The 14,292-nt window shown below is 58.7% G+C and carries 8 protein-coding genes and 3 rRNA genes (1 of these 11 only partly in view); 7 read left to right on the plus strand and 4 right to left on the minus strand.

Annotated elements, in window-relative coordinates; all coding sequences use genetic code 11:
- Positions 1-25 precede the first annotated feature (25 nt).
- From C9990_RS30780 to C9990_RS30795, 4 genes are read left to right on the plus strand one after another with little or no spacing between them, the layout of a single operon-like run.
- On the plus strand, positions 26-784 hold the full coding sequence (locus C9990_RS30780; RefSeq protein WP_106805513.1) for a DUF3050 domain-containing protein: 759 nt from the start codon (positions 26-28) through the stop codon (positions 782-784).
- Positions 781-1,728 (plus strand): diiron oxygenase, encoded by a 948-nt coding sequence (locus C9990_RS30785; RefSeq protein WP_106805514.1) that lies wholly within the window; start codon positions 781-783, stop codon positions 1,726-1,728. Before C9990_RS30780 ends, C9990_RS30785 begins: the two co-directional genes overlap by 4 nt.
- Positions 1,725-5,102, plus strand: a complete 3,378-nt coding sequence (locus C9990_RS30790; RefSeq protein ID WP_106805515.1) for an amino acid adenylation domain-containing protein — start codon at positions 1,725-1,727, stop codon at positions 5,100-5,102. Before C9990_RS30785 ends, C9990_RS30790 begins: the two co-directional genes overlap by 4 nt.
- A 19-nt stretch (positions 5,103-5,121) precedes the next feature.
- Entirely contained in the window at positions 5,122-5,580 is a 459-nt protein-coding gene (locus C9990_RS30795) for an SRPBCC family protein (RefSeq protein ID WP_065899494.1), read from the plus strand.
- A gap of 45 nt (positions 5,581-5,625) precedes the next feature.
- On the opposite strand, the gene C9990_RS30800 is transcribed toward C9990_RS30795, so the two are convergent.
- Positions 5,626-7,506, minus strand: a complete 1,881-nt coding sequence (locus C9990_RS30800; protein ID WP_106805516.1) for a methyl-accepting chemotaxis protein — start codon at positions 7,504-7,506, stop codon at positions 5,626-5,628.
- Positions 7,507-7,784: 278 nt separating this feature from the next.
- Between C9990_RS30800 and C9990_RS30805 the strand changes: the two genes are divergently transcribed.
- The 3 genes from C9990_RS30805 to C9990_RS30815 all read left to right on the plus strand — a co-directional run bounded on the left by C9990_RS30805 (position 7,785) and on the right by C9990_RS30815 (position 11,869).
- Positions 7,785-8,300, plus strand: coding sequence for a sigma-70 family RNA polymerase sigma factor (locus C9990_RS30805; protein WP_106805517.1), 516 nt, complete (start codon positions 7,785-7,787; stop codon positions 8,298-8,300).
- Positions 8,297-9,280, plus strand: coding sequence for a FecR domain-containing protein (locus C9990_RS30810; protein ID WP_106805518.1), 984 nt, complete (start codon positions 8,297-8,299; stop codon positions 9,278-9,280). The genes C9990_RS30805 and C9990_RS30810 overlap by 4 nt, the downstream gene beginning before the upstream one ends.
- Before the next feature lie 93 nt (positions 9,281-9,373).
- Positions 9,374-11,869 carry a TonB-dependent siderophore receptor gene (locus C9990_RS30815; protein ID WP_106805519.1) on the plus strand — a complete coding sequence of 832 codons (2,496 nt, stop codon included), beginning with the start codon at positions 9,374-9,376 and terminating at the stop codon, positions 11,867-11,869.
- A gap of 184 nt (positions 11,870-12,053) precedes the next feature.
- On the opposite strand, the gene rrf (C9990_RS30820) is transcribed toward C9990_RS30815, so the two are convergent.
- From rrf (C9990_RS30820) to C9990_RS30830, 3 genes are all read right to left on the minus strand, one after another.
- Positions 12,054-12,169: ribosomal RNA gene (gene rrf, locus C9990_RS30820) — 5S ribosomal RNA — on the minus strand.
- A gap of 108 nt (positions 12,170-12,277) precedes the next feature.
- Positions 12,278-12,393 (minus strand): 5S ribosomal RNA (rrf, locus tag C9990_RS30825).
- 171 nt (positions 12,394-12,564) lie between these two features.
- A 23S ribosomal RNA gene (locus tag C9990_RS30830) occupies positions 12,565-14,292 on the minus strand (it continues 1,164 nt past the right edge of the window).

The raw sequence follows: 14,292 nt of genomic DNA on the forward strand, positions 1-14,292 counted from the left end.
ACGCAACAACTTATAGGCATCAACCATGTATCAACCGTTACTTGAACAGACCAAACTGCAGTTATGCAATCACCCGTTATTTGCAGAAATAACTTCTCGCCACAAGTTACAACTTTTTATGGAAAGTCATGTATTTGCGGTGTGGGATTTCATGACCCTCACCAAGCGCCTGCAACAGGACCTGGCCGGTACTCGCCTGCCCTGGCTGCCACCTGCCGACCCGCACGCTGCGCGCCTGATCAATGAAATTGTACTGGGCGAAGAATCGGACTCGCATCCCCGACAAGGCTATTGCAGCCACTTCGAACTGTACCTGGAGGCCATGGCCGAGGTCGGCGCCAGCACTTCGGCGATCGAGCATTTTATCGCGCTGCTGCGCCAGGGCCTGGAGGCCGACTCGGCGTTGCAGGCGGTCGATGTGCCTGCCGGTGTTGCCCACTTTGTCAGTGCCACGCTGCACATTGCATTGAACGCGCCGACTCATTGTGTCGCGGCGGCGTTTCTTCACGGCCGTGAACGGGTCATCCCGACGATGTTCGGGCATCTCCTGCAAGCCGATGAACTCACTCATGACCCGGCGCCTACCTTGCAGGGCTATCTCAAGCGCCATATCGAAGTGGACTCCCAGGAGCACGGGCCGGCGGCCGAGCGGTTGCTGGAGCGCCTGGTCAGCGCGGATCCGGATTACCCGCGACAAGCCTGCGACACAGCCCTTGCGGCGGTGCAGAGCCGCCTTGCCTTCTGGGATGAGGTGCGGGCCTCGCTGCACAGGGTGCGCCCATGAACAGCACCGACTACTCCTCCATTGCCGACGACTGGGAGCGCCGCGCAACCATTCGCACCCGCCCTCGTCGCTGGCTCGAAAACGATGACAAATTGATCTATCCCCTGAGCCGCCAACCCCTGGTTCTCAGCGCGACCTTTCTCGAACACTGTGCGCATTGGCGCGACTTCGTGCTGGTGCAGAGCTTCTACAAATTCATCAACGACGTGGTGATTTTCGAAACCGAGATCGTCGACAAGACCGCGCGCAGCATTGCCAAGAATCGCTTCTCGCTGCCCTTCCCGCTGGCCTGCCGCGTAGACGCGATGACGGTCGTGGTGGACGAGGATTATCACGCGCTGGTCGCGCTGGATTTCCTGCAACAAACCGTGGCCATGACCGGCATCCAACCGCTGGACCTGCCAGGCCAGATCGAATTGAGCCACGCCCTGCCGGCGGCACAGGCGCACGTACCCGCTCACCTTCGCGATGCCGTGGAGCTGATCGGGGTGGCCATCGCCGAAAATACCGTCACCCAGGATGTGGCGGCGTTCTCCAAGGACAGCAGCGTCAAGGCCTCTGTCCGTGGATTGATGGCCGACCACCTGTTTGACGAAGGTCGTCATGCGCAATTCTGGACGCGGCTGGTGCGCCTGTATTGGCAATCCGTGAGCGCGGCCGACCGCGACAGCATCGCTCAGGTGCTGCCGACGTTCTTCGCCCATTACCTGACCAATGACTTGCAGAAAAACTTCGACCTGCACCTGATTGACCACCTCGACATCAGCCACAGCTTGCGCAATGCACTGCGCGATGAAGTCGCCGCGCTGGCGTTCCCCATCCACCGCCAGCATCCCTTGCTGGGAAATATCATGGGCTTCCTGCAGCACAGCGGCTTGCTGCAGACACCCAGTGTGGCGCTGGCGTTGAAGGACTATCTGCCGGTGCCCGGGAGGCCGATATGAGGCGACTGGAGATCGGCTGGAGCGGCACCAGCAGCGCCCTTGGTGCTATCCGGCAAGAGCTGGAACGGTATGGGCATATCGCGGGCGACGAGGCCATCGACCTGTTGATTGAAGACGGTAGCCAGGCATTGCCGACACACGCGGACCACCACCCGATGCTAGGCCTGCGCGCCGGCATGGGGCCGTTGAACGAGCACGGCCTGCCCGCCCTGCAACTGCGGGCCTACGGGCATGGGCGGCAACTGCTGGCGGTGCTGGACATCGCCGATGAGCCCAGTGGCAACGGCCAGCGCCTGCGCCAACAAGTGACCGGTGCGCTGGTTGAATGGATCGCGCTGCACGTCAGCGGTTTCTCGCGGGACCCTGGGTACTTCTGTTCGAGTGCGGTAGCCAATGACTGGCCGGAGCACGACTTGCGAGCGCTTGAGGCGCTGGCGTTCATACACCGATTCAATCAAACCGCAGACCCTGCATTGCTGCAGGAGGCCCGGGTGCCCGTGATCGAACGGGTGCAGGCCAGCCTTCATACGTTCGCCGACCGGCCTGCGTTGAATATCGCCGGACGCCAGGTGACCTACCGCCAGTTGCAGGTCCTGACGCTAGCGATCCAGCGCCGGTTGCGCCCTCTGCTGGAAGCAGTCGAGACGCCGGCGGTGGTCGGCGTATACCTGGAGAAATCCATCGAGCTGTACGCCAGCATTCTTGCGGTGCTGGGCTGTGGGGCGGTGTACCTGCCACTCGGACTGGAGCAGCCTCCCCACCGCCATCAGGGCATGCTCGACAGCGCGGGAGCACGGGTGTTGCTGGATGCCGGCCAACACCCCTTGCGGGGACACTTCAGTGCTCTGGATGTGAGCAGGGTGAGCCCGCTCGATGCCGACACCGACGCGGCACTGATGCACCCTCGCCCCTGCCCCGATGCGCCTTGCATGGCGCTCTTCACCTCGGGCACCACCGGCCAGCCCAAGGGCGTGCTGCTCAGCCAGGGCAACCTGGCGCATTTCACCGCCTGGTTCAGGTCCTGCATGGACGTGGGAGAACACAGCCGTGTGCTGCAATTTTCGCCGTTGAGCTTCGATTCGTCGCTGATCGATATCTTTCCCGCGCTGATAGCAGGCGCCGAGCTGATCGTCCCCAGTGAAGCGCAACGACGCGATCCCCGGCAACTGCTCGAACTGCTGCGCCGGCAACACGTCACTCACGCCTTTCTACCACCGGCTTTTCTCAACATTCTGCCGCTTGATCAACCACTGGGCCTCACGCACCTGCTGACCGGAGGCGATGTCTGCGAGCCCCATGTGATCGAGCAGTTGGCGGGACAATGCCAGTTTCACAACCTCTATGGCCCCACCGAGGCCACGGTGCTGGTCTGCCATCGCACCTTGCGCCCCGGCGACAGCAATCGCAGCCTTGGCCAGCCTATCGCCAACAGCCAGGTGCTGATCCTCGACGACCAGCTGCAACCGGTGGATGAACAGGCGATGGGCGAGGTGTATATCGTCGGTCCCGGTGTGAGCCTGGGGTATGTGAACGTGCCCCAAGGGGCCGCCAACCCTTTTGTGACGCTGGCGGTGCCTGGCGGCCAGACCCTGCCGGCCTACCGCAGCGGTGACCTGGCCAAGTGGACTGCCGACGGCATTGTGTTTGGAGGGCGGCGCGATGATCAGGTGAAGATCCGTGGTTTTCGGGTCGAGCCCCAGGACATTGAACACTGCCTGCGCAACAGTCAGCTGTATCGCCAGGTGGCGGTGGTGATCGACCGAGACGGCAGCATCCGGGCGTTCGTCGCCCAACCCCGACCGGGCGCCACAATCGCGACCCTGCAACAGCATGCGCGGCAACAGCTACCGGATTACATGCAGCCCGGTTGCTGGAGCGAGTTGCCCTGTATGCCGCCCACCAGCAACGGCAAGGTCGACCGCCAGGCTCTGCGGGCCCTGCCGATGCCAGCGCCGACGCAGCCCAGCCAACGCACTGCACGCACCCCGTTGCAGGTGCGATTGACCCACCTGTGGAGCGAACTGTTGGCAGTACCCGCCGGCGGGTTGTCTATCGATGAGGGGTTCTTCGACCTCGGTGGCCACTCCATTTTGCTGTCGACCCTGTTGCTGCGCACTCGCGAGCTATTCGGACGCAGTTTCGCCTTGAGCCATTTCATTGAAGTCCCGACGATTCGTACGCTCGCGACCTTGCTGGAAAATGGTCAACGACCCGACTCCCCGTCTGGCCAGGCGGTGAAGGATGCTCAACGGCAGCGGGTGATCCACACACTGCCCGAGGTCCGCGCAGGCGACGCGCACAAAGTGATCGTGACAGGCGCCAACAGCTTCGTCGGCGTGCATATCGTCGAAGCGCTATTGGCCGGTGGCGCGACCGAGGTGGCGTGCCTGGTAAGGGAAGAACCGGGGCACACAGCGATGGCGCGCTTCCAGCATGCGTTGCGTGAATACCACCTGGAAGGTCTCGACCTGAGCCGAGTACGGGTGTTCGCGGCCGACATCAGCCTGCCGCTGTTGGGCCTGGCCAATGAGGTGTATGACGCGCTTGCCGAAGACTACGGCGTGTTGGTGCACAACGCCGCGCGCGTCAACCACGTGATGGAATACGCCACGCTGGCCAGGGACAACGTCGAGCCTATCTTCGAGTGCTTGCGCCTGTGCGAGACCCGCCGCAAGAAAGTCTTCAATTTTATCTCGACGCTGTCGGCCTGCAGCAGCATCGACGCCTCGGGGCACGTGCTCGAAGCGCCGGCATCAGACACGTTGCCGCTGTATCTGAAGAACGGCTACAACCTCTCCAAATGGGTTGCCGAACGGCAGTTGGGGCACGCGGTAAGCCAAGGTGCCTGGGTGAATATCCATCGCCCCGGAAACATCAGTTTCAACAGCCGCAACGGTGCCTGCCAGCCGCAGAAAAATCGCCTGATGCTGATGCTCAAAGGCTCGCTCCAGTTGGGCCTGCTACCGCGTCTGGAACTCAATTTCGACCTGATGCCGGTGGACTTCCTGGCCCGGTTCATTGCGTTCCACTGCGCCGGCTTTCAAGCAGGCGCAAGCGTGTTCAACCTGCACAACCCACAGCCTTTGAGTTGGGCGCACTACCTGGATGCCTTCAGCCAGGCGGGCCACAGGTTCGAACGGGTGAGCGTCGCGCACTGGCAGCAGGCGCTGCGTACGGTCAACCAGGACAACGCATTGTTTGGCGTGCTCGGCTTTTACCTCGACCGCCTGGACGAAGACATCGGCGACACCTCAATGATTCGCCATGACAACGCGCGGCAAGGCGTCCGGCAGATGGGGGAGCAGTACCCGGAAAAAGACGCGGCACTGCTGAGCAAAGGCTGCAATTACCTCAAGGCCATCGGCTTTCTTTGAAACGCCTCAGGACACCCTCATGAAACCACTGCAACCCGATACATTAATCCGCAACCCGAGCGCCCCGCCGATCGTGGCCTCTGTCGTGGTCGACTGCCCTGCCACCCGCCTGTGGAGCATGGTGGGACAGTTTGCCGGCTTCAACGTATTCATCCCGGCGCTCACGCATATCGAAATGATCGGCACCGGCGTGGGCGCTTTACGCCGCAAGTTTTTCCGCGACGGCCACTGTGTCGTGGAGCAACTCAACAGCCGCGACGAGCACGCCATGCACATGACCTGGACCACCCTCTACAACACGCTGGGCGTGGCCAGGTTGTGGGCGGCCATCCAGGTGGAAGCCATGGGTACGGAGTGTTCCAGGGTGACCTGGACCCTCGTTGCCGAGCCCATGGATGCAGCACAGGCTGGATTCGAGCAGTTCTTGCAGGGGTTCGCCGACAGTGCGCTGGAGAATGTGCGGCGGTTGCTGGGTTGAGCGGCAGGAGCAGAATGCTCCGCGCCTGCCAGGTTGATCAGCGGTTCAAATCTTGAAGCTGTCGACCAGTTGCTTCAACCGATTGGCCTGCTGCGACAGCGCATCGCAGTCCTTCAAGGTTTCATTCAGGTTGGCCACACCCTGCTGGTTCAGCAGGTTGATCTGGTTGATGTCGACGTTGAGCGTTTCCACTACCGCGGTCTGCTCCTCGGTGGCCGCGGCGACGGATTGGTTCATGCCATCGATCTCGACGATCCGCTGCGTCACGCTGACCAGGCGCTCACCGGCCTGGTTGGCGACTTCTACGCTCTCTTCGCTGGATGCCTGGCTGGCATTCATGGTGGTCACCGCTTCACGCGAGCCCACTTGCAGCGAGGTGATCATCTTGTGGATCTCTTCGGCCGACTCCTGGGTACGGTGAGCCAGGTTGCGGACCTCATCGGCGACCACCGCAAAACCACGCCCGGCCTCGCCAGCGCGCGCTGCCTCGATGGCGGCGTTGAGCGCGAGCAAGTTGGTTTGCTGGGAGATGCCTTTGATCACATCAAGGATGTGGCCAATATTGTCGGTGCTGGCATTCAGGGTTTCGATCTGCGTGCAGGACAGGCTGATCTTCTGCGACAGCGCAGACATCGCCAGGATGGTCTGTTCTACCACTTTGCGGCCATCGTCGGCCTGCTCACTGGCACCGCTGGCATGCTGGGAAGCGTCGGCGGCGTTACGTGCGATTTCCTGGGTGGCCGCCCCCAACTCATTGATCGCGGCGGCCACGCTATTGGTGCGGGCGCTTTGTTCGTCGGAGCCGACGATCGAGGCGTTCGAAGACGCCATCACGCGCTGCGACAAGTCATGCACCTGGCGAGTGGCCGAAGACACTTCGGAAATCGAGGCGTGAATGCGCTCCACGAACTGATTGAACGCACTGCCGACTTCGCCGAACTCATCCTTGCTGGTGACAGCCAGGCGGCGGGTCAAATCGCCCTCGCCCTGGGCAATGTCCTGCATGGCCACACCCATGGTGGTCAGAGGGCGCAGCAGTACCTGGATCAGCAAGCTCAGCAGCACAGCAATCACGACCACGGCGATCAGCATGGCGATCAGTGCGGAAGTACGGAATTTACCCAGCGGTGCGTAGGCTTTGTCTTTGTCGATCGAAAGGCCGATGTACCAATCTGCACCCGGCAACCCGCTGATAGGAGTGAATGACAAGATTCGGTCCTGACCATTGAGGACCACATCCTGGCTGACTTTCTCGATACGGACGTGGGTGCCTGGGTAGATGTCCTTGAGGTTTTTCATCACCTGGTCCTGATCCGGACTGACGATGACCTGGCCGTCACCACTGACCAGAAACGCGTGGCCAATACCGCCGAAATCCACCGAGTTGATGATCTTCACCAAGGTCTGCAGGCTCAGGTCGCCACCGACCACACCGAGCAATTCGCCGTTCTTTTTCACTGGCATGGCGATGGTTACGATCTGCCCACCCACTGCGGCCATGTAAGGCGGCGTGAGCATCGGCTTATCGGCGGCCACAGCTTGCTTGTACCAGGGGCGCTGGCGAGGGTCATAGCCGTCGGGCATCTTTGCGTCCGGGCGTTGGGTAAACACACCGTTGGTTTGCCCGACATAGGTGAACTGGAAGTTGGAGGTGAAGGCCGCCTGATCGACCAATCCTGGGAGGTCGGCACCACTGCCCTGATGGGCAATGTTTTGCGTCAGGCTTTCGAGCACCAGTATTCGACCACTGAGCCAGTTCTGCACACTGCTGGCAGTGAGTTCACCGGATTGCTGGATAGACGATTCCAGGTTCTGCTTGATGGTGCTGCGTTGCAGGTAGTCGTTGTAGAGGGTGAATAACGCGAAGGCCAGAACCACGACGCCTGACGCGGCCAACAGAATTTTATGACTGAATTTGAGATTCATTTCATCGACTTCTTTTGCCAAAGGGGGGTGAGCGTGCCGAGTGGAACATTCCATGTACGGTATAGGCAGCTTCTGGGGCTGCTCTATTTCGGTGCACGCATGGCTCGTCAGGCTTTCGGCCAGGCCCCGGCAAAACTTAGGAAATTGTGAGAAGGATCCTTATTTTGCGTAGGAAACCGACAAGTGGTTGTCGTACAAGGATCAGAGTTGCAAAATTTTTCAGCCTCCCAAACAATGCGACTAATTATCATTTGTAACGTTTGGCCAGGTCAGTTTGAATGCCGTCTTCTGAGTACCTCGCGTGTGAAAATGTCGTGCACACGCTTTACAGCACCCATCACCACTGGCTGAAGACCTGGCTGCGCGGGCGCCTGGGGAATGCTGCGGATGCTGCCGACCTGGCTCAAGACACCTTTGTGCGGCTGCTGCAGAAAACCGAACGGTTTGAACTCAGGGCACCTCGGGCTTTTCTGCGCACCATCGCACGCGGCTTGGTGATTGATCACTGGCGTCGCGAGGAAATCGAACGGGCCTACCTTGAGTCCATCGCCCATTTGCCGGAAGCATTGGCCCCGAGTGCCGAAGCGCGGGCATTGGTGCTGGAGTTGTTGGAAGAGGTCGCCCGACTTCTTGAAGGACTGAAGCCAAAGGTGCGTAAGGCTTTTCTATTGGCTCAGTGCGATGGATTGACGTACAAGCAAATCGCACAACAGCTGGACGTGTCGCTGCGCTCGGTCGAGCGATACGTCGCCGAAGCGCTCTACCACTGTTACGTGCTGCGGTATGAATCATGACGCCGATGGATAACGTCGCGCGTTCCGGGCCGGATCCCCAGGTGGTCAAACAAGCTATCAGCTGGGCACTGCGCCTGCGTAACAACCGCGCCAATGTGCGCCTGCGCGCGCAATGTGAGCATTGGCGCGCCGCTCACCACGACCACGAACTGGCCTGGCAACGGGTGCAGGCGCTGCAACAGGAATTGAGCAGCCAACTCACGGCGATTCCCGGGGCGCATAGGGCACTTGAGAGCAGTGCACAGGGGCTGGGACGACGGCAGGCGCTGAAGCTGTTGTCGGGTGTTGTGCTGCTCGGATCCGCGGCCTGGATCAGTCGCGACCTCACCGGCTGGCAGCGCTGGACCTCCGACCTCGCTACGGCCACCGGCGAACGGCGCAGCATCCAGTTGCCGGATGGCACCCGCCTGCAACTCAATACTGACAGTGCAGTGGACCTGGACTTCAACCCGCAGCAGCGCCTGATCACACTGCTGCGCGGGGAAATCCTGGTGACCTGCGGCGCGGCCGCATCCACGCCGTTGCTGGTGAAAACACGCCACGGCTTGCTCGAAGGCATCGATGGCCGGTTCGCCGTACGCCAAGACAGCGAATGCACGCGGCTGAGTGTGGTCAGCGGCAATGTCGCCATTCATTCCCCGCACCAGGCAGATGGCCTGTCAACGCAGGTTCACGCGGGCCAAAACTACCTCGTGAGCCCGACCCAGGCCACCCTTGTCCCCCCCCTGGATATGGACATCAGCGCCTGGGCTGATGGGCTGATCGTGACGCGTGCCATGCGCCTGGGTGATTTCCTAGCGGAAGTAGGACGTTATCGTCATGGCTATCTGGGTTGCTCGGCAGATGTCGCCGACCTGCGGCTATCGGGGGTTTTCCGCCTGGAAGACACCGACAAGTTGCTGGCGATCTTGCCGCAGACCCTGCCCGTCCAGGTGCGCTATCGCACACGTTGGTGGGTAAGCCTTGAGCGGTCTGTCTGATGTGCTGACTTTTTTTGGCGGCTTTTTCCCGTGAGACCGGCTTAGACAGTAAGCCTTTCAATCTGCCCTCACCGGCCTCTACGGACCTTGATCATGACTGTGCGTTTTCCCCGCAACTCTTCCAACTCTTCCTACCCGTTATTGAGGAAAGCCGTACGCGCGGCAATGCTGTCGACAGCGATGGGCATCAGCGTGGTATCGACCAGCAGCATGGCCGCAGAGGCAGGTGCCGTACAGGTCAGTCAACACTATGAGATTCCCGCAGGGCCGCTGAGCGACGCGCTCAATCAGTTCGCCCGGCAGGCAGGCATCACTCTTTCCGCCACGCCTGCGCAAACTCAGGGCCGACAATCGACCGGACTGCAGGGCGAGTACTCCGCCGAACAGGGCCTGAATCATTTGCTCAACGACTCCGGCTTGCAGGCTATTTCCGAAGACGGTGTCAGTTTCGTGCTGCAGGCGATGCCGCAAAGTACTGCGCTCACGTTACCGACCACTGATATCAAGGGTTTTGCCTTGGGTAACGCTCTGGGAAGCATGGAAGGCTACAACGCGACTCACAGCCAGATCGCGACCAAGACCAGCACCGCGTTGCTGGAAACCTCGCAAACGGTTTCGGTCGTCACGCGCGAGCAGATGGACGACCAGGGCTCACAGACGGTTGCGCAAGCCATGCGTTACACCCCTGGCGTGTTGACCAACCCATACGGCGCCACTCATCGATATGACTATGTGGCAATGCGCGGCTTCAACGATGGCTCAGTGGATAACATTTACCTCGATGGGCTGAAGTCCATGGGGGACAGCGGTACGTACAGCACGATGCAGGTGGATCCGTACTTTCTGGAACGCGTGGACATTCTCAAGGGCCCCTCTTCAGTGCTGTATGGACGCAGTTCGCCCGGCGGCCTGGTGGCGCTGACCAGCAAGAAGCCATTGTTCGAGCCTTATCACCAGGTGCAGGCAACCGTTGGCAGCAACGGACAGCGCGGCATGGGCTTTGACTTCAGTGGGCCTGTGGATGATGACAAGCGCATTGCCTATCGACTCACAGGGCTAACGGATAAGTCCGACACACAGTTTGATCACGCCAAGGAAAAGCGCTTCGCTTTGGCGCCGACACTGAGCATCGATTTTACCGATGACACTTCGCTGACGCTGCAAGCGTATCTGCAGCACGATCCCGACGGCGGCTACCACGGCGGGATGCCGGCAGATGGTGCATTGCATCAGCGCAATGGTCAGCGGATCTCCAGCCACTTCTTTGAGGGTGAGCCGGGGGTTGATGGTTATAAGCGCGATCAGCAGTCGTTTGGCTATCAGTTTGAGCATCGCTTCAATGATGTCTTCACCGCGCGCCAGAACTTTCGTTACCTGGACTCCAAGGTGAAGTTGGATCAGGTATACGCCTACGGCTGGACCACACCGACCAGCAATGAACTGAATCGCTACTACTCGGGCGGCGATGAGGAGCTGCATGCGTTCATCATCGATAACATGCTGCAAGCCGAATTCTTTACGGGGGCCACCAAGCACACCGTGCTGATGGGCGCAGATTATCAACGACGTAAAACGGTGGTGGACTGGACGAGCGGGTCACTGCAACCGATCAATGCGTTCAACCCGGTCTATGGCAACTCGGCTATCAGCTACTACAGCCCGACCAGTTATCTGCGACGCCTGGAACAGACTGGCGTTTATTTGCAGGACCTGATCGAAATGGATAAGTGGCGTTTTTCCCTGGGAATGCGCCAGGACTGGGTAGAGACGTCCGATGAAAATCGTATCGCTGAGGCGGGGCGACCACTTGGCACTGAGATCAGTGACAAGCGAACCAAGCTCACCGGCCGCGCGGGCGCGCTGTACTTGTTTGATAGCGGCCTGGCGCCGTATGTCAGCTACTCCGAGTCCTTCAATCCGAACTCTTATTCAGACAGCGCGGGCAACCCTCTCGCTCCTACGGACGGGACGCAGTGGGAGGTGGGGCTGAAGTATCAACCGCCGGGCACTGACAACCTGTTTACGGCCTCATGGTTTCGCATCGACCAGGAGAACCTCGCGACCAAGCTGCCACAGGAGAACTTCTATCGTGCCGTAGGCGCTGTGCGCTCTCAGGGGTTGGAGTTGGAGGCTCATATGCAGCTAACCGATAACCTGAAGGTCTTGGGTAGCTACACCTTCACCGACATCGAGTATTCCAAGTCGATGGTGAGTACCTTGAGTACCGCGGACAACGTGATTGAGAACAAGGGCAACTCGCCGACACAGGCACCTCGTCATATGGCCTCGGTGTGGGCGGACTACAAATTTGATAGTGGCGCCTTGGACGGAGTGCGGCTTGGGGGCGGTGTGCGCTATGTCGGGTACAGCTGGGCAGATGCGGAGAACACCATGAAGGTACCGTCCTACACCTTGTTTGATGCTTCGCTGGGTTACGACTTAGGCAAGGTCGGCTTGAAGGGTGTGGATGTGCGGCTGAATGCCAATAACCTGACCAACGAGACGTATGTAGCCTCCTGTGCCAGCCTGAACTTCTGCTATCTGGGGGAAGAACGCAACGTCAGCGCAACGCTGAGTTACCAGTTCTAATCCGATAGCGTTCAAACCTAGCCAGTGCCTGATAGCAGGCACTGGCTTTTTTGTGTCGGCAATATGGGTTGCCCTTTGGATTGCGTCTCTCGAATGCCCAGGGGTTCGAACCACAGAGATTTCCATCTTCCCATAAACGACAAAACCCCTGTCTGCGCTAGCAGACAGGGGTTTCGGAATTCAATCTTGACGATGACCTACTCTCACATGGGGAAACCCCACACTACCATCGGCGATGCATCGTTTCACTGCTGAGTTCGGGATGGGATCAGGTGGTTCCAATGCTCTATGGTCGTCAAGAAATTCTGTGTATCAGCCCGTCATGAAGCAACGTGCCGATGAAATTCATGGACTTCTACATAAACAAAACCCCTGTCTGCGTTAGCAAACAGGGGTTCTGGAATTTAATCTTGACGATGACCTACTCTCACATGGGGAAACCCCACACTACCATCGGCGATGCATCGTTTCACTGCTGAGTTCGGGATGGGATCAGGTGGTTCCAATGCTCTATGGTCGTCAAGAAATTCGGGTACTGAGTCGTGACCATGTGGTCTCGACTTCAGCAAATTGGGTATGTGATAGCTTTCGGTGTTTTGTGAACGTCGAACTTTCGGTTCATTTCGTCTTCACACACCGCAATCTGGTGCTCTTTTGCCTTTCAGCTCGAAGCAAGCAAATTGCTTGGGTGTTATATGGTCAAGCCTCACGGGCAATTAGTATTGGTTAGCTCAACGCCTCACAGCGCTTACACACCCAACCTATCAACGTCGTAGTCTTCGACGGCCCTTCAGGGAACTCAAGGTTCCAGTGAGATCTCATCTTGAGGCTAGTTTCCCGCTTAGATGCTTTCAGCGGTTATCTATTCCGAACATAGCTACCCGGCAATGCCACTGGCGTGACAACCGGAACACCAGAGGTTCGTCCACTCCGGTCCTCTCGTACTAGGAGCAGCCCCTCTCAAATCTCAAACGTCCACGGCAGATAGGGACCGAACTGTCTCACGACGTTCTAAACCCAGCTCGCGTACCACTTTAAATGGCGAACAGCCATACCCTTGGGACCGGCTTCAGCCCCAGGATGTGATGAGCCGACATCGAGGTGCCAAACACCGCCGTCGATATGAACTCTTGGGCGGTATCAGCCTGTTATCCCCGGAGTACCTTTTATCCGTTGAGCGATGGCCCTTCCATACAGAACCACCGGATCACTAAGACCTACTTTCGTACCTGCTCGACGTGTCTGTCTCGCAGTCAAGCGCGCTTTTGCCTTTATACTCTACGACCGATTTCCGACCGGTCTGAGCGCACCTTCGTACTCCTCCGTTACTCTTTAGGAGGAGACCGCCCCAGTCAAACTACCCACCATACACTGTCCTCGATCCGGATAACGGACCTGAGTTAGAACCTCAAAGTTGCCAGGGTGGTATTTCAAGGATGGCTCCACGCAGACTGGCGTCCACGCTTCAAAGCCTCCCACCTATCCTACACAAGCAAATTCAAAGTCCAGTGCAAAGCTATAGTAAAGGTTCACGGGGTCTTTCCGTCTAGCCGCGGATACACTGCATCTTCACAGCGATTTCAATTTCACTGAGTCTCGGGTGGAGACAGCGCCGCCATCGTTACGCCATTCGTGCAGGTCGGAACTTACCCGACAAGGAATTTCGCTACCTTAGGACCGTTATAGTTACGGCCGCCGTTTACCGGGGCTTCGATCAAGAGCTTCGCGTTAGCTAACCCCATCAATTAACCTTCCGGCACCGGGCAGGCGTCACACCCTATACGTCCACTTTCGTGTTTGCAGAGTGCTGTGTTTTTAATAAACAGTCGCAGCGGCCTGGTATCTTCGACCGGCATGAGCTTACGGAGCAAGTCCTTCACCCTCACCGGCGCACCTTCTCCCGAAGTTACGGTGCCATTTTGCCTAGTTCCTTCACCCGAGTTCTCTCAAGCGCCTTGGTATTCTCTACCCAACCACCTGTGTCGGTTTGGGGTACGGTTCCTGGTTACCTGAAGCTTAGAAGCTTTTCTTGGAAGCATGGCATCAACCACTTCGTTAACTAAAAGTTAACTCGTCATCAGCTCTCGGCCTTAAGATCCCGGATTTACCTAAGATCTCAGCCTACCACCTTAAACTTGGACAACCAACGCCAAGCTGGCCTAGCCTTCTCCGTCCCTCCATCGCAATAACCAGAAGTACAGGAATATTAACCTGTTTTCCATCGACTACGCTTTTCAGCCTCGCCTTAGGGACCGACTAACCCTGCGTCGATTAACGTTGCGCAGGAAACCTTGGTCTTTCGGCGTGGGTGTTTTTCACACCCATTGTCGTTACTCATGTCAGCATTCGCACTTCTGATACCTCCAGCAAGCTTCTCAACTCACCTTCACAGGCTTACAGAACGCTCCTCTACCGCATCACTT

It is taken from the genome of Pseudomonas sp. S5D5, from assembly GCF_003013355.1.
GTDB lineage: Bacteria > Pseudomonadota > Gammaproteobacteria > Pseudomonadales > Pseudomonadaceae > Aquipseudomonas > Aquipseudomonas aylmerensis.

Coding starts and splice junctions, on each gene's coding strand:
- C9990_RS30780 (WP_106805513.1), top strand. CDS start 26: ATGTATCAACCGTTACTTGAACAGACCAAACTGCAGTTATGCAATCAC.
- C9990_RS30785 (WP_106805514.1), top strand. CDS start 781: ATGAACAGCACCGACTACTCCTCCATTGCCGACGACTGGGAGCGCCGC.
- C9990_RS30790 (WP_106805515.1), top strand. CDS start 1,725: ATGAGGCGACTGGAGATCGGCTGGAGCGGCACCAGCAGCGCCCTTGGT.
- C9990_RS30795 (WP_065899494.1), top strand. CDS start 5,122: ATGAAACCACTGCAACCCGATACATTAATCCGCAACCCGAGCGCCCCG.
- C9990_RS30800 (WP_106805516.1), bottom strand. CDS start 7,506: ATGAATCTCAAATTCAGTCATAAAATTCTGTTGGCCGCGTCAGGCGTC.
- C9990_RS30805 (WP_106805517.1), top strand. CDS start 7,785: ATGCCGTCTTCTGAGTACCTCGCGTGTGAAAATGTCGTGCACACGCTT.
- C9990_RS30810 (WP_106805518.1), top strand. CDS start 8,297: ATGACGCCGATGGATAACGTCGCGCGTTCCGGGCCGGATCCCCAGGTG.
- C9990_RS30815 (WP_106805519.1), top strand. CDS start 9,374: ATGACTGTGCGTTTTCCCCGCAACTCTTCCAACTCTTCCTACCCGTTA.